We start from the raw sequence: 24,894 nt of genomic DNA on the forward strand, positions 1-24,894 counted from the left end.
CCGGCACCACTCGTGGTGCTGGGGACCCGCGAGCCCGGAGAGGACGACAACGGCAGCTCCCAGGTCTCTCGGCCAGAGCCTGGCATCGCACTCGGTCTCGACGACTGAGTGTTCTCTCGACCTACCCTCGCCTTCGGTGTGCGCAGCCGAGGGCGAGGGCCCTTGCAACGCATGCGACAGATGCTGCACCTGCTCGCTATCGATCCCGACCGTCGTGCCGCGCTCGCGTCGTGGCACAAGGCGCGATGGGCGTTGCCAATCGCCTGCTGCTCGGAGTGGGCGCGATCCGGGCCGCTGGTGTCTCAGTGGCTGGCGGATCGTGGCCTGGCCGGCGTGCTGATCGGGCAATGGCTCGGACGCCTGTCGCTTGAGGCGGATGCCGTCGATTGGCTGGCCGTTGCACACGTGTCCGCACTGCGAGCCGTGGCCCCGGCAATGTCCTGGACACCGATTGAGTCGCTGAGGTCTCCAGACTCCCTGCTCGAATACCAGCGGTGGGCGGTTTCGCAGGCGATGTGCAGCGGGGAGCTCCCCTGCGTGCCTGGCCCGTTCGGAAAGCCAACCTGGTTCGAGGAGGTGAAGACCTGGACTTGCAGCGCCGTGGGCGCGTCTGACGCATCGCATGTGGTGTCATACCGAGCCACGCCGTACGAGGTCGTGCTGGGCGTTTCGACGCCGCGCGGTCGAGTGTACTTTAAGGGCTTCTCTTCGGATCGGGCGTCGGAAGCAAGCATTACGCGAGCTCTGTCGGAGCTCGCACCGGGCGCGTTCCCCCGTACGCTGGCACTGGAACAGAGAAGCAATGGGTCGGTGTGGTGGGTCACCGAGGAGTGCCCTGGCCCTTCGCTCGCGCGAAGCGTTACGCGAGACCGTGCGGCACGTTCTGGCGCAGCCTGTGCACACTTGCAACAGCGGCTCGCCGACTATTTGAGCCGCGAAAACGGTCTGGCGATGCCTAACGTCGATCTTGGTAGGCTTTCTGCTTGGGGAAGGGAAATCCTACGTCATTCATATCAGGAAGAAGCTATAGGTACCCATTTCACTGCGATCACGCGCGCCTGCGAGGAGGTGGGAGCGGCCAACGTCGTGCACAGCCTCGTCCCGGCCGATCTACATCCGAGCAACATTGTCGTGACCGATGACGCCGTCCGATTCATCGACCTGGACGAGGCGCACATCGGCCCGTCGCCGCTCGCGGTATCGATCTTGGTGCGGCGACTGGCACGAGCGCAGCGAAGTCGCTCCGCTCACTCTATGTTGCGCAATGCGCTCTATTCCGTGTATGAGCGCGCCTGGTCGTCCCCGTGTCAGATGGCTGGTCGCTGGCCAGCCTTCGAGGCCGTCTCGGCTCTTCTCGAGGCATATCTGGGATGGACCCGCGTCGTGAGAAAGACGGAACGTGGCGAAATCTACGGCGTGCTCGATCTTGCCAAAGAGCGAACAGCGCAGCGACTCGTGGAGACGTTCAGTGCCGAGCACTCTGAACGCTGGGATCAATCGAAGCGATAGACCATCGTTCCAACCGCCGACGGGCGGTCCCTCAGCTTGGGAATGCGCTTTCGATTCTCCCACGGGTGTCGTGCCTCATCACGCTCCATGGCACCGTCGATCAGCTCACAGAGCAGCACGCGCACATGCCCCGGCTCGGCCGACGGCGCCGAAGGGAGCTTTACGGTTTCGGTCCACTTCGCGCCTGGCTGGCGTGGGCCGCTTCGCGAGGACGCGTGGCGCTGCGCCTTCGTCGTGATGATCTCGTCCAACACAAATTTACCGGTCTTCGTTGGAAACGGCGCCGTATTGACAGCAGCGATCCAGCGTCCCGCCCGGGGCCGTCTGACCACGAGTCTCTGCTCCTTCGCGGCTGGCAGCGTGAAATTGTCAGAAAAACACTCTCCGGACGAGCAGTCGTACAAATACAGCTCCAGAGGGTCCGGTTCGGTATCCACGCCGCGGAGATGCAGGGCGAGGGTTGCAGCACCTTCCGGAACGTCGATCTCGAACTGGTTCGGTAGCCCCGCCGGAAGAAGCTCCCCATGGTGACGCTTGAGCGTACCGACCGACGTTTCGAGGACTGGCTCTGTGAGCTGGCCACCGCGGTTCTCGACGTCGATCTCGAGCACGCCATGACCGGCGGAGGCTGGCCTGAGCGATGTTCTCAGGAGCCGCGCGGTGAGGGCGTACTCTGCCTCGTCCGTCGACACGAGCTCTGGATTGTCTTCGGTCCGCGCACTGGTATTGCTCACACTGATCGTCCAGGTGCCAGCCGCAGGGTTGGGCATGGCAAGGTGATACGTGCCTTTCGGGAACGTGCGTCCGCCCAGTGGGTACGCGTGACCATAGTAGTTGGGATACAAACCGTGGCTCGGCACGATGCTTGCCCGGACGGAGCCACTGACCACTTTCAGCTCGATGCTCAGCGTGGCCACACCTTCCGGTACTGTCAGATAGTGTGTGTTCGTGCGCATCAACGGGGCCGACCCGCTCAAGCGGAGCGTGGCGTCAGGCGCGTCGAAGCGCTCGGTTGCTACTAGCGTGGCTTGCGTCCTGAAAACGATGGCATCGGTGGCCGGATCGTGCAGATTGAGAATCGCGCTGTGGGCGCCTGTGGACGCGAGGGCGATGGCCACCGGCAGAGAGGTCGTCTGGTTCAGCGGCAGCGTGAGGGAGCGTTGTGTCGAAAACGTGCCATCATTGCCGGTCCAACTCAAGCGATACGTGACCGCGCTGTCAGCGCCTGATTGACGTTGAAAGTGAATGGTGCGCCGACCTCTCATGCCGGCGCTCCAACCCTCACGCTCGAAGATGCCTACGCCTTTGTGTCCATGCGCCGCGTACGGTGCCAAGGGATGCACAATCTTTGCAGTGGCTTGAATCCGTGGTATCTCGATGGGACGCTTGAGCTCCCGCCAGGCGGCGTTCACGTCGAGAACGCCGTTACCTTGCTGATGTGACGGCCATCCAGCGAGAAACCGTGCGCCGACGCGCAACGCACGGCCGAGGGTCGGAACCGTGTAACTGACATGCTCCTGTTTGGCCGCGCTCAGGAGGAGCGCCGCCACTCCGGCGGCGTAGGGACCGCTGGCAGACGTGCAGCAACTGATCTGGTAACCTGGCGGGAACTTCGCTGTTGGTGCGTTCTTCGGGATCTGAAGGGCCACGCTGTCGTTCCACACATCCGCGGCGATGCGGTGTACGGGCGCGAGGAAATCCGGCTTGAGAGCGCCATCGAGTGACGGCCCAGACGCGCCGACCGGATGGAGCATAAGACCACCCAGAGTACCGCCCCCATAGAGAGCCGCGAACGTCTGCGGCCCGATCGAGCCGCCAACTGAGAAGACGTCACCAAGTGACGCCACGCTGTTGAGCCAGAGCTGCATGTTACCAGCACTGTTGAAAATCGGCTTTCCATGGACGGCAACCATCCGTCGAAAGAAGAGGCCCGTGAAGTCGGCCGCCGTGTCCGGCACCATGACGATGCCCGCTGCCGTGCCAATGAGGTCGACGTCCGGTCGTTTGATGGTGTCCAGGTAGCTTTCCAGGAGCGTGTGCAGCCCAGAGAACGTGGAGGACCTCCGGACCAGCAACACTCGCGCGCCTGGCGCGACGCCATACGCCAAGCCATCCTCGGTCTTGCTGCCGGCGGCGACGCTGAGCGTCATGGCCTGATGGCCACCCCGTGACGTATAGATGTGCACCGTGTGAGGTGCGCGCCCTGCCGCCACGACGAAGCTCAGATCAACTGGTTCGGGGTGCGTCAGCTTCAGGGCGCGGACATCGAGCTCCTCGTTGGCGTCCGTGACCGGCGTCTCGTCTCTAAAATCTGCGTTTCCGTTCGCGTCAACCCAGATATCACCGCTGGCCTCCTCCCGAAGGACGCCATACTCATGAATGAGATTGACCGCAGCCGGCAGGCGGAAGAGACCAAACCTGTAGCGGCCGGGTCGAGGCACGGCGTACGTCCGGTCTCCTATTTTCTGCCACGCGTGTGTGGCGTGGACCTCTGTGGAGAGCTCGACGCGCGTGGTATCCCCTTGGTCTGGGCCGATCGCACTGAGAATACCGGCGAGCTTTGGGATCTCACGTCCATCGAGCGTCTTGGCGCTGTGGAGCGTTGGATGGCGAAACTCCGGGAGAGCGCTTTCGAGGATTGCAATCGTGACCCCGCGGCCATCGTATGTCGGGTGCTTCTGGAACCACTCCGTCAAGCCGACATCCTCGTCGGCCGTATAGCCGCTCTCACGCGCTCGCGTCGCTGAAAGGAAGGGTAACTCGCGGCCCTCAACCGGCTTCCGCCGCACGTTCGGTATAACTCTTTCGTATTCGCGAAATAGCTCGGCGTTTTCTTGCGGCGGTCCGTCGCGATACCAACTCGCCTTGGACATCGAGGATATTTGGTACGCTTCTATGCGGTCGTCCGCGACCAGGTCGGTGAGCTTCTCGATAGGCACCTCCGCGCGCACGTAACGGATGTCCTCATCCGCGCGTTGTACTCGTCCGCCAAGGCGCTCCACTCGCGCGGATGTTGCTGTGAGCCCGTTGTCCGTGACGAGAAGCATGACCTCCAATGCCCGGAGTCCGCTGACCGCAGCGCGGTTCAGCAGTAAGCGGTTGTGAAAAGACATCCGTTGTGTTTCCGCCTCGGTGGGTGCAATCAGGGCAATCACGGACACGACCGTAAGCCCCACCAAGAGGCAAGATACAGTTGCCGCGCACACGATAGGCTGGTGGCGCGTGGCCCGAGCCGCGAGACTGCGCGCGGCCTCTGCGACCCGGTGTCGCTGTGTGTTATTGATTGAAGACCGCCTGATGCGTAGAGACATATGTGATCGCTTCAGTATGAGAGCCGGAGGACGAGCTGGGCCGAGCGTGGGAGTTGCCTGAACGTCGTCGAGCCAAAGAGCGGATTGAACGTCTCGGTCGCCCCACTCTCGAAGCTCAAGTCGGCGCCGTTATTGGTGACGTTGAAGACGTCCAGGCCCGCATCGAGCGTGAGCGCACGCCACAAGAATCGGCGACCGATGCGCACGTTCCACGTGTGGAGTGTCGGTGTCCGCAACTGGCCCTCGCCCCGCGTCGGAAACGCAAAGCGGAGCGTTGTCGCAAGCGGATTGGCGACGACGCGGCCATTCGAAAGCGTGACGGTCTCCGGCCCGAATGCGGGGTCCGGTGAGTCGAGGCTCGAGATGATGGGTCCGGACCACGCGCCTGACTGGAACGCATAGGTACTGGCAAGGAGAAGCTGCCACGGTCCAGTGTAGGTAACGCCGACCCTCACGATGTGGTTCTGCCACTGCGCGCTGCCGGTGCCGCGCTGGCTCATGTGCCCATCGGAGAGGCTGTTCGCGTCGGTCGATGGCGTGCCGGTGGAGCCGGTTGGGCTGCCGATGCCCTTGTCGTTGGCAAACGCCTGTGGCTGGATGAACGCAGCGGGGTCGTTCGGCTGCCAGGTGCCGGCTATGTGCCGCCACTGCCGGACGTAGCTCGCGATCCCTTCGAGGCGGGCCGTGCGCTTTGTCAGCGCGACCTCGAACGAGCTGTAAACAGGCGAGTTCCATTGGTTGTTCGTTGCCAGGTAGAGCTCGTTGAACGCTTCGTCCTCGTATCCGACAAAGCTGTTGTCCCGGTACTGAGCATTCGTCTCCACGAAGGTGAGCCGATCGCGGAACCGGCGGCGCACGACGTCCACTCGGGCCGTGACGTTGCCACCAAGTTGCGTCTCATAACCCGTTCCCCATTCGTGAATGAACGGTTGGTGGAGATTCCGATCGATCGTCCTGTCCGGGCGTACAGCGAGGGTGGCTGGCGTCTCATAGACGGTTTCGAACGTCCCATCGAGATCGAGGTCGTACAGGTCGCGCCGGCCCAATGCCGACGTCCCAGCGGATATGCGCGTTTGGGAAGGGTGGTCGTGAACTCGTACCCAATGCGCCCGGACCACGTTGCGCCCGTTCCTGGTCAGCGCGTAGTTGACGCCAAGACGGGGGCCAATCTCGGTCGTGCGCTGCGTCGTGACATCGAAGAGACGATCTGTCCACGCGATGCGATCGATTCGGATGCCAGCGTTGATCGTGAGGTTGACGATGGGGCGCCAGGCGTCCTGGACGTAGACGGCGAGGTCTTCACCTTCCCGCCGAGAGTTGGTCAGCTCGGTGCCATCGACAATCTGGCGATGAAATGGTTGAACCGTGCCGTCCAGGACGCTCGGCTCGCGAAGCACGGCTTCTTCGAAGACGAACCCGTCGTTGACATAGAAGGTACGAAGACCGACCTCGATACGCGGCTGCGCGTAAGCGCCGACCTGGAGCTCGTGAGATCCGAGTAGATGACTGGCGAAGAGGGTGGCATCGAACGACAAGGTGAGCTTGGAATTGGGTTGTTCGTTCCAGGCCGTCACGGGCGAGTCCAAATTGGCGAGCCGGCCATTGCCGACGAGGCGGCCACCCGACGGAATCGTGTCCTGAAAGACGCGTCGCAACGGTTCGTCAATTCCAGGGTCTCTGTCGTCGTTGCGCTTGTCGTTGTAGCTCGCGCCAAAGCGGGTCGTCAGCCGGTCTGACCAGATCGATGACAACCGGACGGAGGCTCCATTGCCGCCCGCCGCCTCAGTAGTTGGGTGCTCGACCACGGCGGTCGCGGACGTGACCGGATTGACGTCTCGTTGATAGAACCCCTCCAGTCGATGCGCGTTGGATAATTGGCCATTGAGCTTGGTGAACCAGAAATGCGCCTCGTTTGTGCCGTCGAACGGCGCAAACCCGGGAACCAACGCGCGCAGCGCCTCGAGCTCCGTTGAGGTGCGGCTGATCCCATTCTCGACGTCGACGTAGCGATAAGCCCCGAACGCCCACAGGCGATCTCTCACAACCGGTCCGCCGAGCGACAAGTCCACGTGGCGCTGATCTACCGTGCTGCTCGTGCCCCCGGGCGTGTTGGAGGCGTTCCAGGCGCGTGGCTGGAGAAACGCGCTTGTCGTGCCGCGGAGCTCGTTCGTGCCGCTGGCCGTCGCAATGTTGATGACACCGCCCACGCCCAAGGGAGACGACGCATCCACGCCGGCAGTCTTGACTTGAATGTCGTCGATCAGGTCCGTATTCAATCCTATGTAGCCGACGCCGGAGAGAAGGGCTGGAGCCACGTCTGCGCCATCGATCTGTATGACGTTGGTGTTGGCGGCGGCGCCATGAACGTAGAAGAACTTCTCGTTGTTCGCCCATTCGGCGGTCGTCACGCCGGGCGCCAAGGTTAGCGCGCCAAACCACTCCCGGCGTTCTGACAGTGGCATCGAGCGAAGCAGCCTCCCGCTGATCTGAACCGACTGCCCTGCGTTCTGTGTTTCGAGGAGGGGAGTCTCTTGCGTGACCTCGACCGTCTCGTCGATGGAACCGATCGTCATCACGATATTGAGGTCTCGATTGCCGCCGGCCCGCACGGTGACGCGAGATTCAGGCGACTCGAAGCTCGGGAGCGTTGCGACAATGACGTAGTCGCCTGGTGGAAGGTCCAGGAGGCGGTATGAGCCGTCACTATGCGTTGTCGCCGCGTGGATGCCAGGAACAGTCTCGCTCGTTGCAACGATGGAGACACCGGGGAGCACCGCACCCTGTTCATCCGCCACGACACCTCGAACGCTCCCGTTCGCCGTCGTCTGAGCATGCACGGACGACGCGGAGAGAAGCGCAAGGAACAACAGGCTGGAAATGCGGTACATCTGTAGGTACTCCTCTTCCGGGTCGAGACAAAGATGCTACGCAGGGGATAGGTCAGAATGCGCGGTGACGTTCAAAGCCGAAGCAGAACGTGACCAGGCTTCCAAAGTGCCTGTGCCACACGTACATCACAGAGTCGTAGCAACATCACTTATAGGTGATGTTGCTTACTCGACGATGCACTCGCCGAGGCCTGCATGTACCCAGAACGCGGGCGCCGCTGGCGGCACAGGTCGCGGGTAGGACGTCTTGCCGCAGCCGGTGGCACGCCTGGTGAACTGTCATGCGGTTTGAGTGAATCAGGACGAGGTGGTTATGATTGTGTCGGCCTTGGTCGCAGCCGACAGGTAACCATTTTCACCCGGAGTGAATCAGATGAATCGACGTGTGAGCTTTTGTGCAGGAATCCTAACGGGCACGGCGCTGACCTGCGGCGCGTGGCTCGCCGTTCAGGCGCTGCCCAATGAGGTGCGCGCCCAAGCCGGCACGACCGGCCAGAAGAACACCAGCCGCATCGTGCTGGAGAACGACCGCGTGCGCGTGAAGGACGCGACTTTTTATCCTGGCGACGAGAACCCCGGCATGCACACCCACGACTTGCCGCACGTCGGTGTCATCATCGAGGGCGGGACGCTCATGTTCCGGTCGCCGAATGAGGAGACCGAGACCGTGGAGCTCGAAGCCGGCGGCGTCGGTTATCGCGAAGCCAATGTGACGCACGAGCCCATCAATACAGGCAGCAACCCGGTCCGTGTGATCGAGGTGGAGATTAAGTAGCCACGTCGGCGGCGCCGGCGGTGTCGTCCCAAACAGGCCGCCATGGTGCGAGGTCTGTTCTCGTACGAGTAGATCCCGGATCTGTTCTCTTTGCGCGCCTCGAACGCCCGCAAACCAGCCGGCTGCATGAGCCCCTGTCCGCCAAGCTCCTCGGCTCGTTTGATATTGATCGCGCTCCAGACACTCGCGGGCTTGCGCGGCGTGAAGCGGATCGTATAGCTGACCTCGTCGATGCTCTTGCGGACGGCGTCGATCCAGCCGAAGCAGAGTGCCTCGTCGACCGACTGGGGCCAGGTAAGGCTTGGCTTGCCCGAGCCGGTCTTGTAGTAGCCCACCCAGAGCTCCCGCGCCTTCTCGTGATTGGCCTCGAGCCAGCGCCGGAAATCGGACTGTCGTCGAAAGAACCTGGGCTTCATCGATGGTGTCAGCTCGAGCGCTCACTCAACCCGTGGCGGCGAAGCGCGTCTCGAACGGCGTCGCTGCCTTCAATGGCCCCAGGGAGCGTCGCGCCGGCTCGAATCAGCGCATCGACCGTTGCGCCGTAGTCGCCCGTCTTCGCGTACCAGCCGTTCTCGGAACCGTAGATGGCCCAGCGCAGCGGCGTTCCGCTGAAGTCGGCGTCGGTCAGCTCCAGCGGTGGATCGAAGCGCAGAACGTCACGCGCCATGTCCGGGTTGCCGTGAAACGCGGCCCAGTGGAGCGGCGTCGCCTGGTGCTGACCTCTGGCGTCCGGCGGCCAGCCACACTCCAGCATGAGCCGGACGACCGAAATCTCGTTGTTGCGCGCGGCGTGCGCCACCTGGCGGTGGTCCGCTTCGGATAGACGACCGATGATGTCGGGCTGCTCGGCTCGGATCGCGTGCACCGCCGCTTCATCGCCACGCCAGCAGGCGTCGATGAGCCGAACATCTGCCGGGCTGTGGTCGAGCAGGACTTGCAGAATGTCCTGGTGACCGAACTTCCTGGCGACGCCGTGCACCGAGACATGGAAGCCAAGCGTCCACTGGTAGATGGTGCCGCCAGCCTTCTTGTCGACCATCGGGAAGCACTCGTCGCTCACCCGCATCCGGATGCCATCCGGATCGGCATCGAGATGCCGCCGCACGAGATCCAGATCGCCGAGCGCGACTCCCATGAGGATGTCGGTCTTGCAGCCGCGCGAGACCAGATAGCGAGCCACGTCTTGCCGATCGCCGACCATATACTGCGCGGGCGTCGATTCATGATCCACGTCGCGCGCATCGATCTCGGCACCGTGATCGAGCAGGTATTCTGCAATGTCGACCCTGCTGACGAAGTGCAGCGGCGTCTGGCCATCCCCGCCGCGCGCATGGACCGAGCCGGGATCTTGCGCGATGAGCTCCCGTAGTCTGTCCATCATGCCGAGCCGCGCGGCCGCGTGCGGATCCACTGCCGCGCCACGCTCGATGGCATACGCTGCGAGCTCGGGATCTGCGCAGTCGAGGAGCCCAAAGCCGCCCGCCCACCAACGGGTCCTGGCGTTGATGTCAGCGCCCGCATCCAGCAGCACGTCTAACATCTCGCGGCTGCGGACGTTGGTAATCGCAGGCGAATCGAATGGCCCGATGGGCTCGTTGATGAGTGCCTTGAGATCGGGATGGCGCTCGACAATCGCGCGGACACGATCTGCGTCATCCGCTTCGAATGCCTTCTTCGCTTCGTCGACGACCTTCGTGAACTCGGGTCCGGTCGCGCCCATATCTCGCTCACCGCCACGATACCAGATGGTACGCTTCTAGGGGAAGGGAAACGGAGACGGCCCTTCGACTCGCTTCGCTCGCTCAGGGCATTCGACTCGTCTGCGGCTTGCCATGAGCGAGGCTGACGGCTCGCCGAAGGTGGGCCGTCAGACGAGTCGAATGGGAAACAGGAACCTTTTGCGCCATCCGAGCGTCCATGCGGAAATGCCAAAGATGTACGACGAGCTCGCCTCGTGGTGGCCGCTTCTTTCCTCGCCGGACGAGTACGCAGAGGAAGCGACGTTCTACGGCGACGCGCTCGCGGCGGCGTGCGAGCGGCCGCCCAAGACCGTTCTCGAGCTGGGCAGTGGTGGCGGCAACAATGCCTCGCATCTGAAGACGCGCTTCGAGCTGGTGCTCGTCGAGCCGTCAGCCGGGATGCGGGCGGTCAGCCGCGGGCTGAACCCGGAGTGCGAGCACGTCGACGGCGACATGCGGACGGCGAGGCTGGGCCGTCAGTTCGATGCCGTCTTCGTCCACGACGCCGTCTGCTACATGACGAAGGAATCCGACCTGCGGATGGCAATCGAGACGACGTTTCTCCACTGCAGGCCAGGAGGTGCTGCGCTGTTTGCACCCGACTTCATCCGGGAGAACTTTCGCTCTTCGACCGACCACGGCGGTCACGACAGCCAGACAGGTGGCCTTCGGTACCTCGAATGGACGTGGGATCCGGACCCAGCCGACACCACGTACGTTGTCGACTACGCTTACCTGCTGCGCACGCCGAACGGCGAGATGCGCGTCGAGCACGACCGGCACGTCGAAGGTCTGTTCGCCCGAGCAGACTGGCTCCGCCTGCTGTCGGCGGCGGGGTTCGAGCCGCGCGCCGTGCCGTTCGAGCATTCGGACCTGGAGCCTGGCTCACACGAAGTGTTCGTGGCGAAGAAGCCGGGCCGCTGATCCATGTCTGAAAGCGGCTAGTCAGGGAGCCAGCTCAGGGCGTATCGTCTCCCCGATGCACGACCTCCCAGGCTTCGACCGCGCGTCCCTGGACCGCGCGCGCCTGAGCCGCGACCCGCGCTTCGACGGGAAGTTCTTCATCGCGGTGACCTCGACCGGCATCTACTGCAGGCCAATCTGTCCCGTTCGAAGTCCGAAGCCGGCACACATACGCTATTACGCCACAGCCGCCGCGGCAGCCGCCGCCGGTTTTCGTCCCTGCCTACGCTGTCGTCCCGAAGCCGCGCCCGGCACGCCGGCGTGGCTCGGCACATCAGCCGTTGTGCGCCGAGCGCTGCGGCTGATCGACGATGGCGCCTTGGATCACGACTCGGTGGACGAGCTCGCGGCGCGCGTGGGGATCGGGTCGCGTCACCTCCATCGTCTGTTCTTGCAGCACGTGGGCGCGTCGCCCATCACATTTGCGCAGACGCGCCGGCTCCACTTCGCCAAGCGCCTCCTCGACGAGACCGATCTGCCGATCACGGAGATTGCGCTGGCGGCAGGCTTCCGAAGCCTGCGGCGCTTCAACGCCGCCTTTCAGGGGACCTACGGGCGCGCACCGCGCGAGCTCCGGGGAGGCCGGCGCGGCGGGCTCGCCACCGACGACCGAGACGAAGTGGTTCTGAGGCTGGCGTTCCGCCCGCCGTACGACTGGATTCAGGTGCGCGACTATCTCGCCGCGCGCGCGGTGCCCGGAGTCGAGCGCGTCGACTCACGCGGCTACGCCCGCACGGTCGCTTCGGAGGCTGGACACGCCGTCGTGTGCGTGCGGGCTCTAGACAACGAGGATGCGCTGGAGCTCCGCGTCAGGGGCGCCGTGCCGGCGGCGCTGTTCCAGCTTTCCTCGGCCGTGCGTCGCGCGTTCGACCTTGCCGCCGACTCGGCGCGGATTGCCAACGCCCTGGCTCCGGATCCACTGCTTGCTTCGCTGGTCGAGCGCAGCCCAGGGCTCCGTATTCCCGGTGCCTGGGATCCCTTCGAATGCGCGGTGCGTGCTGCGCTCGGCGAGCACCAGAGCGTTGCGGCAGCGCGGACACGGGCAGCGCGCGTGGTGGCGCGCTGCGGGCGCCCGATTGCAGATGGATGCGACGGGTTGACGCACCTGTTCCCATCAACGGGTGCCCTCGCCGCCGCCGACCTCGAAGGGCTTGGTCTCTCGGCCACACGGATCAACACCCTGCGCGTGCTCGCGCGCGTCGTCTCTGAAGGCGCGCTCGACCTCGACGGCCCCGTCGAGGGGGTGGGTGCCGCGCTGCGATCGCTGTGCGGGTTCGATGCCTCGATGGCGCAGTATGTCGCGCTCCGCGCACTCGGCGAGCCAGACGCGTTTCCGTCTGCAGATCCCCTGCTTCGTCGCAGGGCCGCTCCCAATGGCATGCCGCTGACCACCCGCGGACTCGAAGCACGTGCCGAGGCGTGGCGGCCCTGGCGCGGTTACGCGGCGCTGCATCTCTGGCGCGCAGCCGACCATCCCGGTCCGCATGCGCGGAGGTGATCACGTCCGAAAGCGGCGAGTACAGCCCACGCGACGAGCGTAGTGTCATCCGCATGCAGGATCGCACCGCTCGTCGTGAAGTCATCAACCTGGTCGTGGTCTCAACGCTCTTGTTCGGCGTCCTGTCAATGCCCGGCGTCTCTTACAGTGACGCCGGGCAGGTGGGTGACCAGACACAGCCGCGCCCTGACGAGGCATCCGACATCGCCGCGCTGACGACGCTCAATGAAGACTATGTGCAGGCCGTCCGGAGCTCTGACGTGAAGCGGTTCGAGGAGATCCTGGCAGACGACTTTCTCTGCACACTGGGCGACGGATCGCAGATCGATCGAAGGCATTTCCTGGAAGAGATCGCCAAGCCGATGAAGGCTTCGAATCTCGAGGTCCACGACGTCAACGTGCGCCTCATGGGCGACGTCGCGATCGTTCACGCGCGGACCTCGTACACGACCGAGGATGGCGAGCCGGGAGAGTCCCGCTACACGGACGTCTGGGCACGACGCGATGGCCGCTGGCTCGCGGTCTCGGCACAGATCACGCGCGTGGCCGCCACCAAGTGAGCGCGGCCAGCACGGGCTAGCGGCTGAATGTTGCGGGTGGCCGGCGGAGGGACCGGCGCCTTGTCATTGGAGGGAGGGGTGTTCCGATGCGCAGAAGTGCTGTTGTCTTGCTGATGACGCTCACCTTCGCTGTTCCGGCGTTTGCCCAAGAGCAACGGGCATCCATCGAGGGAACGGTCACCGATACCTCGGGTGCGGTGCTACCAGGTGCGACCGTCGAGGCCCGGAGCGCCGCGGGCGTCGTGGTCTCGACCGTGACCAATGACTCAGGCGTCTATCGCTTCCCAGTACTGCGTCCTGGCGCCTATGACGTGACGGCGACGCTCGATGGGTTCGCCCCGCAGAGAGTCTCTGGCATCAACCTGTCGCTGGGCCAGATTCTGCGCGCCGACCTTGCCCTCGTGCTGCAAGGCGTGACCGAGCAGGTGCAGGTGACCAGCGAGGTGCCGCTCATCGACGTGCGTCAGAGCGCCCGGTCGGCGAACATCCGTGATGAGTACATCGAGCGCTTGCCGAAAGGGCGAGACTTCACCACGCTCGTGACACAGGCTCCCGGTGCCAACGACGAGATGAAGCTCGGTGGCCTGTCGATCGACGGCGCGAGCGCGGGGGAGAATCGCTACGTCATCGACGGCACGGAGACGACCAACGTACGCAACGGCACCTCGGGCAAGATGCTGGTTGTTGACTTCATCGACGAAGTTCAGGTGAAGTCGTCTGGATACCAGGCCGAATACGGCGGCGCTACCGGCGGTGTCGTCAATGTGATCACGAAGAGCGGGACGAACCAGTTCCACGGGGATGCGGGCTTCTACTACAGCGGATCGGGTCTCACCACCGGCTCGTACTTTCCGGGAAGCACTGCGGGCGCGACCGATCCCACCGGGAACGTCTCTGCCGTGCGCACCACGACACTGCGTCTGAACCCGAGCGACACGTCGAACGCGGAGCATATCAACTACCCCGCGGACACCTCGTCGCGATGGGAGCCGGGCTTCACCATTGGCGGCCCACTCGCCAAGGACAGCCTCTGGTTCTTCGGTGGGTATCAGCCCTCCCTGCTGACGATCGATCGCACCGTGACGCTCGCGGCGGACCAATCAGACGTCACGCGCGCCAGGCGTATCCGCGATCACCATGCAAGCGGCAACGTAACCGCGCAGATTGCCAGCCAGCTTCGGCTGCGCGGGTCCTTCAACTCGAGCAGCGCCGTCCGTGACGGCCTGCTTCCGGCCATCGACGGCACGGATCCAACCGGCACGCTCTACGACATCAAGTCGACGTTTCCCAACTACGCCTACTCCGGCAGCGCCGACTACGTGGCCAGCCCTCGGCTCCTGCTCTCGGCTCGCGTCGGGTATTTCTTCGAAGATCGGACGGACGAGAACATTCCGCAGGGGCCGCTGTATCTCTTCGGATCGACCACCAACCTCGGGATGGCGGGCGTCGCGACGGACCTGCAGCGGCCCGCTGGGTTCCGGAGCCTGCCGACCAACACCGAGACCACGCGAGACAACTTGAATCGCCTGGACTTCCAGGCTGATGCTACCTGGTACGCGAACCTCGCCGGGGAGCATGCCTTCAAGGGTGGAGCTCAAGTGAACCGCATCGGCAACGACGTGTTCTTCGGCGAGACCGGCAACCGCGTGAGCCTGTTCTGGGATCAGGCGTACCAGGGCAACGGATTCGCGCAGCGCGGCGAGTTCGGCTACTACGGCGTGCGGAGCAACGGTGTCGACCCCAACCTCGGCTTCCTGCGCGCTGGGAACGTCGAGAGCAACAGCATCGGCCTCTTCGTCCAGGATGCCTGGACGATCAACAACCGCCTCACGCTCAACCTCGGCCTGCGCACCGAGAAGGAGGATCTACCGTCGTTCAACGAGTTCTCCGGGATCAGCTTCGGCTTCGGCGAGAAGATCGCGCCGCGCGCCGGCTTTGCGTGGGACCTCCGCGGTGACGGCCGCACGAAGGTCTACGGAAGTTGGGGGATCTTCTACGACATCATGAAGTACGAGCTGCCGCGCGGCAGCTTCGGCGGCGAGCACTGGCTCGACTACGTCTTCACACTCGACATGCCGAACTGGCCGGACCTGATTGGTGATGGGTGCATCCCGAATTGCCCGGGCACGCTGCTCAAGGGCCCCATCGATCGCCGGCATCCGTCGAACGATCCGGCCGACCAGACCGTCGATGCCGACTTGAAGCCGATGAAGATGCAGGAGGCCGTAGCGGGCCTCGAGCACGAGCTGTTCTCCGGCGTGTCGGCAACGGTGCGCTATGTGCACAAACAGATCGACGTGGCGGTGGAAGACATCGGCACGCTCGACGCCAGCTCGAATGAGATCTACACGATCGGCAACCCTGGCGTCGGCCAGGGCCGGTATTTCTTCGTTGCTGGGACCGATCTCCGCAAGCAGCTTCCGAAAGCCGTGCGCGACTATGACAGCGTCGAGCTCGCGTTGAACCGTCGGCTGGCGAACAACTGGGGCGTGAGGGTCAGCTATCTGTGGAGCCGGCTGTACGGCAACTACTCGGGGCTCTCGCAGTCGGACGAGGATGGCCGCCTGAGCCCGAATGTGGGCCGCCTGTTCGACTATCCAATCATGAGCTTTGGTGAGGACGGCCAGCCGGTGCTCGGCGTCCTCGCCACGGACCGGCCGCACCAGTTCAAGACGCAGTTCATCTACACGTTCCCGTTTGGCACTGGCGTCGGGGTCAACCAATACGTTGCGAGCGGTATTCCGACCACGAGGGAGGCTGCCTTCATCGGCAGCAGCTTCTACCCTGTGCCCTATCGCGGGAGGAACAGTGACGGGAGGACGCCAATGTTCACGCAGACCAATCTGTTGCTCCAGCACGAGCTGCGGCTGGGTGCGCGGAACCGCCTGCAATTGATGATGGACGTGCAGAACCTCTTCGATGAGAAGACGGCGACCAACCGCTTCCCAACCGAGCTCGCATCCGGCCAAGCCGTTGGTGTCAGCGAGATTGACTTCTACAACGGCGTCAACACGCAGCAATTGATCGAAGATCAACAACTGGTGCGCGACGCGCGGTTCCTCATGGACGGCGCGTTCGAAGCACCGCGATCGATTCGCGTTGCGGTGAAGCTGCTGTTCTGAAGGGGCCGGCGCCGACGGCGGCTACTCGCGGCGCAGCGCGATGAGGGGATCGACCCGTGCTGCGCGCCAGGCAGGGGCGGCCGAGGCGCCAAGCGCAACCGCCGCCAGAACCAGGAAGGCGCCTGCGAAGCTCACCGGATCCAAGGGGCTGATCGCAACCAGCAGATGTCGCAGGACGCCGGTGAGCATCGTTGCACCGACAAGCCCCAGCGCCAGGCCCGCGACTGTGAGCAGGACGCCTTCCCGCATGACGAGACGCAAGACGTTTCCGCCAGTGGCGCCGAGCGCGATGCGGGATGCCAATCTCCTTCGTGCGCTGTGTCACGGTGTACGCGACGACGACGGAGATCCCAACGCCGGTCAAGTGCTTACTGCCGCCGGCCTCCGTCGCCCCAAGAGATCACCTCCAGCGCCACGCGTTGAAGACCCTTACGCACAAAGCCGAGCTTCTTCGCAGCTCCATAGGAGAGATCGATAATCACACCGCGAGATCTGGTCCAGGCCGCCGGCCCGCGATCGTTGACTGTTACGACAGTGCTCCGGCCGTTCGTGAGATTCGTGACGCGCAACTTCGTCCCGAATGCGTACGCAGGATGTGCCGCCGTCATCGCATGCATGTTGAATCGCGCGCCACTTGCTGTCGTTCGGCCATGGAAATCCTTGGCGTAGAACGAGGCGATACCGCTTTGTCGCTCAACGGCGGGGCCCGCCGGACCGACCTTCGCAGTGCGTGTCGCGCAGGCCGCGAGGACGCACGCTGCGGCAACCAAGATGACGATGACGACCGACCGCACGGCAATGAATGGGCTGGATCGCATGGCTCCGTCCTCGTCCATCAAGCCCCCGGGTGTTCCCAATTGGGGGCAGTCGGCAGGCTTCGACCTCTATCGGGCAAAGCTTGTGCCAAAGAGTCATCTTTTTGTGAAAGCTCCAAGCCGACCCAAGGTGAGCTGAGCCATGACGATATGACATGCGTCACCGAGCTTGGACGAATCCATGAATCGAAACGTTGATTGGGCGCGGCCGCACGGACGGGCTGGAATAGCACAGAATTCCTGGGTAGGGACGCCCCGCCGAGAGTCCGTGACGGCGCGCTCGGCGAGCGCGCCCTACCATTGTGGATACGGAACGTGTCGCGATGGCGCGCGCAGGCGGGGTAGGGACGCCTCGCCGAGGCGTTCGTGACGGCGCGTTCGGCGAACGCGCCCTACCGGTGCGGACGGGAGATAAATGCATGGCTCATCAGACGCGAAGGGAATTCATCCGGGCTGCGGCAGCCATGGGAGCGACAATCGCCTGGGCAGGCCCGCCCGGCTGCTCGCGTGCGCGGTGGGTCGAGCGACGTGAGTTGTTCGCACAGGGCGTCGCCTCTGGCGATCCTGGCACGACGAGCGCGCTGCTGTGGACGCGCGTATCCGCGGCCGGATCCACGCCAGCCGTCTCGCTGACAGTGCAGGTTGCCGAGGATCCTGCCTTCGACCGCGTCATCACGACAGCAGCAACCCGTGCCCTTGCCGTTGCCGATCATACCTGCCGCGTGCTGGTCGGTGGCCTGCATCCCGGCCGCACATACTGGTATCGATTCTCGGACGAGGAGGGGAACGGTAGCCGAATCGGGCGGACGCGGACCGCGGCGGCCGACGATGACTCGCGTCCCGTGCGCTTCGCCTTTGTGAGTTGTCAGAACGTCTGCGAGGGCGCGCAGAACGCCTACCGGCGGATGATCTTCGAGGACGAGCGCGCCGCGCCGGAGGACCAACTGGGGTTCGTGCTGCATCTAGGCGATTTCATCTACGAGGTCGTGCAGTACCCAGAAGATCAACCGGAGGCACGCCGCTATGATCGGCGATTGCGCGATGTCGTTCGCTTCCCGGACGGCGAGCAGATATTGACCTTTCGGATTCCTGCGACGTTGGCCGACTACCGTGCCCTCTATCGCGCGTATCTCCAGGATCCGGATCTGCAGGACGCGCGGGCGCGCTGGCCGTTCGTTGCCATCTGGGACAACCACGAATTCTCCTGGCTCGGATGGCAGTCGTTCCAACGCTTCGACGACAAGGTGCGCCCGGCGCAGACGCGCAAGGTGGCTGCCAACCAAGCGTGGTTCGAGTATCAGCCCGCGCGTGTGAGGCATGCGGGCGGGCCGTCGCTCGAGCGCTTCGATCCGCCGCCGGTCGAGGACGCGCCGATCGAGAGCTTCGATGATGAAGGCCTGGGGCGGGAGCCCAACAACCTTGCCGCGATTGGGAGCCTTACCGCCTCTCGTACGGTGCGCTGGGGGCGGCACCTCGAGCTGCTCCTCACCGATCAGCACAGCTATCGCGGGCAGGAGCCCAGCAGCCGGCCGGAAGCGCCGCCGCTCTCCAACGACGACTTCCCGGAGTTGTATCCCCAGGAAGTTCTGGAGATCCTCGACGCCGGACGGACGTATGCAGGGGGCCGCCCACCGGACACCATTCGCGACAACGGCCAGGAGGTGCCCAACTTCCGGAAGGATGAGTCGCCACAAACGATCCTGGGCGCGAAGCAGAAGGCGTGGTTCCTGCAGCGCCTGCGCGCATCGGGCGCCACCTGGAAGGTGTGGGGCAACTCGCTCGGCACACTCGATTGGCGCGCCGACCCGCAGAACCTACCTGTGGGGCTGGCCGCCCCGTGGCCGGGCGCTGGGTACGCCTGCTTCGGTGGCGGGGGCGATTGGGGCACCGCCTACACGGAGCGTGCCGAGATCTACGACGCCGTGCGCGACGCGGATATCACAGGCTTCGTCACGGTCTCGGGCGACCGGCACAGCTTCTGGGCGGGCCTGGCCGCCGCAGGACTCCCGCCCTCGGCGTTCGAGCCGGTCGGGGTAGCGTTCATCACCGGTTCGGTCTCAGCGGCCGGCCTCGTGGAAGCCTTCGAGCACCGCTTTCCAAAGGACCATCCGCTGCGGCCACTGTACCTAGCAGAGGTTGACGGGAAGGTGCAGCCTGCCGTGAACCTCCTGCTGCACCACGGCGTCGGCGCATGCCTCGAGTATCAGCGGACCGGGGACCTCGAGCGCGCACGTCGCGCGTCGAACGCCGACCTGTCACCGCACGTGGCGTTTGTCGACATGGGCGGTCACGGGTACGCGGACGTGCGGCTCGCCGCTGACTCGATGGAATGCGAGTTCGTGTGCATCCCACGGCCGTTGGAGCGCAGCTCCGGCGTGGACGGCGGGCCGGTCCGTTATCGCGTGGCACACCGCGTCGCGCTTTGGCGAAGCGGAGAACGGCCTCGCCTCGAGCAGCGCGTCGTCGAGGGCGATCCGGGGCTGGCAGTCTAGGCGTAGGGGTCAAGGGGGGCTAGCGGCGAGTCGGGCGGCTTTCGTCATGAGATAGTCGCGCTCCGGAATGCTCTTCGTCTCTTGCGCCGCCCCCCGGTAATGCGCAATGGCCGCCTCGCGGTCTCCAGCCATCTCGAGCAGATGGGCCCGAACGGCGTCGAGGCGATAGTGGCCGGCCAAGCGACCATCGGTGTCGAGCGCCTTCAACAGCTCCAAGCCAGCCGGCGGGCCGTGCACCATGGCCGCGGCGATAGCGTGATTGAGCGCCACCATCGGGTTGTCGGACATGCGTTTGAGCAAGCCATACAACGCAAGGATCTGCGGCCAGTCGGTGTCCTCGGCTCGCGCCGCTTCATCGTGGACGGCCGCAATCGCAGCCTGGAGCTGATACGCGCCAATCGATCCCTTGGAGAGCGTGGCGCTGATGAGCTCAATGCCTTCCGAGATCGCGTTCCGATCCCACAGCGTTCGATCCTGTTGGTCCAGCGGGATCAAGGCGCCGTCCGGATCGGTCCGCGCCGCGCGCCTGGCATCGGTGAGCAGCATCAGCGCCAGCAGTCCTGCCACCTCCCCTTCGTCTGGCAGGAGGTTGTGAACGGCTCGCGTGAGGCGAATGGCTTCGTTGGCGAGGTCGCTGCGCTGCAGATTCGGGCCGATGCTGCTCGCGTAGCCTTCGTTGAAGATCAAGTAGAGGACGTGCAGCACGGCGCTGAGCCGTTCCGCGCGCTCTCGGTCGCTGGGCATGCGAAACGGCACGCCGGAGGACTTGATGCGCTGCTTGGCACGGCTGATCCGCTGCGCCATCGTGGCCTCTGGCACCAGAAACGCGTTGCCGATCTCTGCGGTCGTGAGACCGCCGGCTGCCCGCAGCGTGAGCGCAATTGCCGAAGGACGCGTGAGCGCCGGGTGGCAGCACATGAATAACAGGATGAGCGTGTCGTCTTGGTCCGTTGCTACTCCACTGTCTGGTGCGGGCGACACCTGCTGATCGGGCGGCGCCTGCATCATGACGATGGTTTCGCGGCGCCGGCGGGCGAGCTCGGCGCGGATGTGATCGGTCATACGCCGGGCGGCGACATGGATCAGCCAGCCGCGCGGGTTGTCGGGCACCCCCTCCTCGGGCCATTGCATGGCCGCCGCGAGGAGCGCCTCCTGAACAGCGTCCTCCGCGGCGGAGAAGTCGCCGAAGCGCCTGATCACGGCGCCGAGAACCTGCGGCGCAAGCTCGCGCAGCAGGTTCTCGCCGGTCAAGTTCAAGGAAGCGGCCGTCACATTTCAGCAGCCGGTGCGCTCATCACCTCGCGCACCTCGATTGGGATCTTCAATGGCGTACCGCCTGGTCCTGGCGCCGCCGACGCACGAGCCGCGATGTGGTAGGCACGCTCCTCGCTCTCGCAGTCGACGATCCAGTAGCCGGCTAGGAACTCTTTGGCTTCCGGGAAGGGGCCATCGGTCACTTCGGGCGCACCTCCTTTGCCGGCGCGCACAATCTTGGCCTGCGCCGGCCCGGCCAGCCCTTCGGCGCCCGCGAGCTCGCCCGCATCCGTGAGCTCCTTGTTCAAGCGCCGCATGAAGGCAATGTGGGCCTCGAGATCCTCGGCGGGCCACTTGGAAACGGCCCAGTCTCCCTCGCCACGCGGGGCGTGCATCATCAGCATGAACTTCATGTCGTTTGCTCCTCTCAATGTTCGTCCGCCTCCGCGGCTGCGCCGCTTCGGCGAGACACGCCCGTCTTCGCGGCTGCCCCCGCTTCGGCGGGCTTCATGGGTAAGTCGGAGCACGCCGCGTGTTCTCGACATCCCGAATGCCCATGGCCGGACAATTCTACATTTGCTCTGCCGCGCACGCCCGACCTTTAGGTCGGGCGTGCAGCGCGGGATATCGTCCAGGGTTGACATGACCCACCTTGTGGATATGATTGAGTCGTTCACTAAGTTATCTACATATGCCTCGATACGACTCGCTCCATGGCACGCTCCCTCTGCTGGTGCTGAAGATTCTCGCTCGGCGCGGGCCGCTGCACGGCTATGCGATCACGACGCACGTCGAAGGCATGTCTTCTGATGTCCTACGCGTGGAGGAGGGTTCGCTGTACCCGGCGCTCCACCGCATGGAAGAGGCGGGATGGGTCAAGGCCCGATGGCGCGTCACCGAGCGGAACCGCCGCGCGCGCCTTTATGAGATTACACCGCGCGGGCGCCGGCAGCTCGCAGCGGAAGAAGTCCGCTGGCAAGCCGTCACCAGCGCCGTGGGCCACATCCTGAAGCATGCGTAGGAGTCCTGCCATCTGACGTTCGGCATGCGTTGAAAGAGGTTCGCCATGTCCTGGATCTCGCGGGTCGTCAACGTGTTTCGGACATCGCGGGTGGATCCCGAGCTGGACGAGGAGCTTCAGTTTCACGTCGAGGAGCGGACCGAAGCGCTCATGCGCGACGGCCTGCCGCGGAAGGCGGCGGAGGCACTCGCGCTCCGGCAGCTCGGCCGCCCGCTGCGCCTGCGCGAGGAGAGCCGCGATATCAAGCTGCTCCCGTGGCTCGATTCGCTCGCGCAGGACGTCCGGTTCGCGCTTCGCGGCCTGCGCAAGAGCCCGAGCTTTGCGTTCGCGGCGGTTTGCACGCTGGCCTTGGGCATTGGCGCGAACACGGCAATCTTCAGTGTCGTCTACGCGGCGCTTTTCAAGCCGCTGCCGTATACGAATCCCGACGAGCTCGTTGCGATCTCGGTGTACGTCCCGCAGCTCCAATCGAGGTTCCCGAGCCTGGCCATCCGCCCTGTGGACTTCGAAGAATTCCGCCGGTCGAATCGCGTTTTCGCCGACATGGCGGCAATTCGCGAGCGAAACTTCACCCTGACAGGTCGAGGCGAGCCGGAGCGATTGTACGGCGCGCGCGTCTCGGCGAACCTGTTTCCACTGCTCGGGGTGCAGCCGCAGCTCGGACGTACGTTTCTGCGCGAGGAGGATGTGGAGGGGCACGAGCGGGTCGTCGTCATCAGCCACGATCTCTGGCGCAGGCGCTTTGGAGCGGATCCGAGCATCATCAACCGCACGCTCTCGCTCGACGGACAGCCACACATCGTCATCGGCGTTATGCCGGCTGGATTCCTATTTCCGACCGGGAAGCAGCTTCACAGCCACGTCGAGCTCGGCCCGCGCATCGATGTGTGGAAGCCCGCGGCGTTCAATCAGTATGAGCTGAGCCTGGAGGAGTTGAACAATTTCAGTTGGGGAGTGGTGGGGCGCCTGAAGCCTGGAACGCCACCTCAGGTTGCTCAGGCGAATCTCGATGTGATTGCGCAGAGCATCGTGGAGCGAATGCGCGCAAAGTTGTCGGCCTTTGACGAGGTGGAGCTTCGCACGCTGATCACACCGCTGCGCGACGTCTATTTTGGCAGCGTGCATCAGAGCCTCGTGATGCTGATGGGCGCCGTTGGATTGCTGCTCGTCATCGGCTGCGTCAATCTCGTGAACCTGCTCCTCGCCCGTCTGAACAGCCGCTCACGAGAATTGGCGACGCGCGCGGCGTTGGGGGCGCCTCGGAGCCGGCTCGTTCGACAGTTGATCACTGAAAGCGTGGTTGTGGCAGTGCTGGGCGGTGCAGCCGGCATTCCCGTTGCGGCCTGGGGCACGCGCGTGCTGATCGCGCTTGGCCCATCCGATTTTCCGGCTGGCCAAGCCATGTGGCTCAACGGTCCCGTGTTCCTCTTCGCCATGACCATCGTTCTTGGAGCGGGGCTGGCCGTTGGTCTCGTGCCTGCGACCGAGATAGCTCGTGGTCATCTCCACGGCAACCTGAAGGATGGCGGTCGCGGCATGACGACGGGCAAAGGATCCGGCGACGTCCGGCGAGCGCTCGTCACGTCCGAGGTTGCACTGTGCACGGCGCTCCTCGTGGTCGCAGGGCTGCTGCTTCGCGGCTTCGTGAATCTCATGCGTGTGGACAAGGGATTCGAGGTCGAGCGCGTGCTCTCGGTCGATCTCGCGCTATCAGGGGAGCGATACCAAGGGAGTCAGCGCGTTGCCTTCTATCGAGATCTGCTCGACAACGTACGGGGGCTGCCCGGCGTGGCGTCGGCAGGGGCGATCAGCATCCTGCCATTGACGTCGGAGTCCGAAGGCAATACCACACCGATCTTCTTGGAAGCTGACACCAAAGTCCGGCTCGATCGGCCGGTTGCGCCATACCGCGCCGTAACGCCGGGATACTTCGCGGCGATGGGCATTCCGCTCGCGGCCGGCCGATTTCTCGAAGCGGAGGAGCCGGCGTCTAATGTCGTCGTGAGCGAGAGGCTCGCAACGCATCTCTGGCCGGACACTCAGCTCTCGAGCGTCGTCGGCCGTCGCATCAAGATAGGTGAGGTCACCGACGATCCCACCACGATCGTCGGCGTCGTTGGCGACGTTCGAGCGGCTGCCCTCGATCGCGATCCCGTACCAGCGCTCTACGTGCCGTATACGCGTGCTCGGATGGCTGCAATGACAGTGGTGATTCGCACCACCCAAGAACCGGAAACACTCGCGGCCGCCGTCCGCGCGCAGATATGGAAGCGCGATAACAGCATCCCGGTCGAGACGATGAGGACCATGCGTGAGATCGTGTCCGAGTCGGTGGCGCCGCGCCGGTTCCAGACGGCTCTGGTGCTACTCTTCGCCCTGCTTGCGCTCGGTCTCGCGCTGGTTGGTGTGTACGGTGTCACGAGCTACGCGGTCGCGCGTCAAACCCAGGAGATCGGTGTGCGTCTCGCCTTGGGAGCGCAGCGATCAGATCTCTTGAGGTCGGTCCTGGCGCAAGGTCTCCGCCCTGTTGTTGCCGGTCTCCTGGTCGGCCTGGTGCTCGCGTGGACCGCGGCCACGGCGATTCGAAGCTTCCTGTTCGGGGTCGCCCCGCTGGATCCTGTCGCGCTTGGCACCGTCTCCGCCGCGCTGATCTTGACCGCAGCGATGGCCTGTTATCTCCCCGCTCGGCGTGCCGCACGAATCGATCCCGTCGTGGCGCTCCGGCGCGATTAGCCGCGCTTATCGAAGCGATGCGATCGTCAAGCGGCGCAGGGCGTACCCCCCTGCTCATCCAGGAAACCGCGCATCCGGGAGGCCGAGTCGAACGCGCCTTCGACCACACTCGTCAGCACTGCGCCCGTCCGCTCGAGGCACGGCTTCACGGGTGCCGGCGACCGCGCGAGCATCGGTCGCAGGAAAGATGCTGTTGCCATCGAAGGGATTATCG

Annotated in this window: 17 protein-coding genes; 9 read left to right on the top strand and 8 right to left on the bottom strand. The window is 64.5% G+C overall.

What is annotated here, in order from left to right:
* The first annotated feature begins 162 nt into the window (after positions 1 to 162).
* Positions 163 to 1,509: a hypothetical protein gene (locus GEV06_06715; GenBank protein ID MPZ17586.1), complete on the top strand. Its 1,347-nt coding sequence runs from the start codon at positions 163 to 165 to the stop codon at positions 1,507 to 1,509.
* Here the strand turns inward: GEV06_06715 and GEV06_06720 are convergent.
* Both GEV06_06720 and GEV06_06725 read right to left on the bottom strand, forming a co-directional pair.
* A complete protein-coding gene (locus tag GEV06_06720) occupies positions 1,494 to 4,820 on the bottom strand; it encodes a S8 family serine peptidase (protein MPZ17587.1) in 3,327 nt (1,108 codons plus the stop codon). The genes GEV06_06715 and GEV06_06720 overlap by 16 nt on opposite strands.
* A gap of 11 nt (positions 4,821 to 4,831) precedes the next feature.
* Positions 4,832 to 7,708 (bottom strand): hypothetical protein, encoded by a 2,877-nt coding sequence (locus GEV06_06725; protein MPZ17588.1) that lies wholly within the window; start codon positions 7,706 to 7,708, stop codon positions 4,832 to 4,834.
* Between the two features lie 373 nt (positions 7,709 to 8,081).
* On the opposite strand from GEV06_06725, the gene GEV06_06730 reads away from it, so the two are divergent.
* Entirely contained in the window at positions 8,082 to 8,483 is a 402-nt protein-coding gene (locus GEV06_06730; GenBank protein ID MPZ17589.1) for a cupin domain-containing protein, read from the top strand.
* On the opposite strand, the gene GEV06_06735 is transcribed toward GEV06_06730, so the two are convergent.
* Both GEV06_06735 and GEV06_06740 read right to left on the bottom strand, forming a co-directional pair.
* Positions 8,402 to 8,899: a bacteriocin-protection protein gene (locus GEV06_06735; GenBank protein ID MPZ17590.1), complete on the bottom strand. Its 498-nt coding sequence runs from the start codon at positions 8,897 to 8,899 to the stop codon at positions 8,402 to 8,404. The genes GEV06_06730 and GEV06_06735 overlap by 82 nt on opposite strands.
* Before the next feature lie 8 nt (positions 8,900 to 8,907).
* Complete coding sequence (locus GEV06_06740) at positions 8,908 to 10,203, bottom strand: ankyrin repeat domain-containing protein (protein ID MPZ17591.1); 1,296 nt, start codon at positions 10,201 to 10,203, stop codon at positions 8,908 to 8,910.
* A 205-nt stretch (positions 10,204 to 10,408) separates the two neighbouring features.
* Here GEV06_06740 and GEV06_06745 point away from each other — a divergent pair, with 205 nt between their 5' ends.
* From GEV06_06745 to GEV06_06760, 4 genes are all read left to right on the top strand, one after another.
* Positions 10,409 to 11,146, top strand: coding sequence for a methyltransferase domain-containing protein (locus GEV06_06745; protein MPZ17592.1), 738 nt, complete (start codon positions 10,409 to 10,411; stop codon positions 11,144 to 11,146).
* A gap of 55 nt (positions 11,147 to 11,201) precedes the next feature.
* On the top strand, positions 11,202 to 12,683 hold the full coding sequence (locus GEV06_06750; protein ID MPZ17593.1) for a helix-turn-helix domain-containing protein: 1,482 nt from the start codon (positions 11,202 to 11,204) through the stop codon (positions 12,681 to 12,683).
* 128 nt (positions 12,684 to 12,811) lie between these two features.
* Positions 12,812 to 13,243, top strand: a complete 432-nt coding sequence (locus tag GEV06_06755) for a DUF4440 domain-containing protein (protein MPZ17594.1) — start codon at positions 12,812 to 12,814, stop codon at positions 13,241 to 13,243.
* Between the two features lie 86 nt (positions 13,244 to 13,329).
* Positions 13,330 to 16,365 (top strand): TonB-dependent receptor plug domain-containing protein, encoded by a 3,036-nt coding sequence (locus GEV06_06760; GenBank protein MPZ17595.1) that lies wholly within the window; start codon positions 13,330 to 13,332, stop codon positions 16,363 to 16,365.
* 21 nt (positions 16,366 to 16,386) lie between these two features.
* On the opposite strand, the gene GEV06_06765 is transcribed toward GEV06_06760, so the two are convergent.
* Complete coding sequence (locus tag GEV06_06765) at positions 16,387 to 16,668, bottom strand: FtsX-like permease family protein (protein MPZ17596.1); 282 nt, start codon at positions 16,666 to 16,668, stop codon at positions 16,387 to 16,389.
* 65 nt (positions 16,669 to 16,733) lie between these two features.
* The gene (locus tag GEV06_06770) at positions 16,734 to 17,183 is read right to left on the bottom strand and encodes a septal ring lytic transglycosylase RlpA family protein (protein MPZ17597.1); all 450 of its coding nucleotides are present in this window, start codon (positions 17,181 to 17,183) and stop codon (positions 16,734 to 16,736) included.
* 416 nt (positions 17,184 to 17,599) lie between these two features.
* Here GEV06_06770 and GEV06_06775 point away from each other — a divergent pair, with 416 nt between their 5' ends.
* Positions 17,600 to 19,672 (top strand): phosphodiesterase, encoded by a 2,073-nt coding sequence (locus GEV06_06775; GenBank protein ID MPZ17598.1) that lies wholly within the window; start codon positions 17,600 to 17,602, stop codon positions 19,670 to 19,672.
* Positions 19,673 to 19,681: 9 nt separating this feature from the next.
* On the opposite strand, the gene GEV06_06780 is transcribed toward GEV06_06775, so the two are convergent.
* Entirely contained in the window at positions 19,682 to 20,929 is a 1,248-nt protein-coding gene (locus GEV06_06780) for an RNA polymerase sigma factor (GenBank protein MPZ17599.1), read from the bottom strand.
* A gap of 11 nt (positions 20,930 to 20,940) precedes the next feature.
* Positions 20,941 to 21,339 carry a hypothetical protein gene (locus tag GEV06_06785; protein MPZ17600.1) on the bottom strand — a complete coding sequence of 133 codons (399 nt, stop codon included), beginning with the start codon at positions 21,337 to 21,339 and terminating at the stop codon, positions 20,941 to 20,943.
* A 278-nt stretch (positions 21,340 to 21,617) separates the two neighbouring features.
* Between GEV06_06785 and GEV06_06790 the strand changes: the two genes are divergently transcribed.
* Together GEV06_06790 and GEV06_06795 are read left to right on the top strand one after the other, a co-directional pair.
* Positions 21,618 to 21,947, top strand: a complete 330-nt coding sequence (locus GEV06_06790) for a PadR family transcriptional regulator (GenBank protein ID MPZ17601.1) — start codon at positions 21,618 to 21,620, stop codon at positions 21,945 to 21,947.
* 45 nt (positions 21,948 to 21,992) lie between these two features.
* Positions 21,993 to 24,680 carry an FtsX-like permease family protein gene (locus GEV06_06795; GenBank protein ID MPZ17602.1) on the top strand — a complete coding sequence of 896 codons (2,688 nt, stop codon included), beginning with the start codon at positions 21,993 to 21,995 and terminating at the stop codon, positions 24,678 to 24,680.
* The last annotated feature ends 214 nt before the right edge of the window (positions 24,681 to 24,894 follow it).

Source organism: Luteitalea sp. (genome assembly GCA_009377605.1).
Taxonomy (GTDB): domain Bacteria; phylum Acidobacteriota; class Vicinamibacteria; order Vicinamibacterales; family Vicinamibacteraceae; genus WHTT01.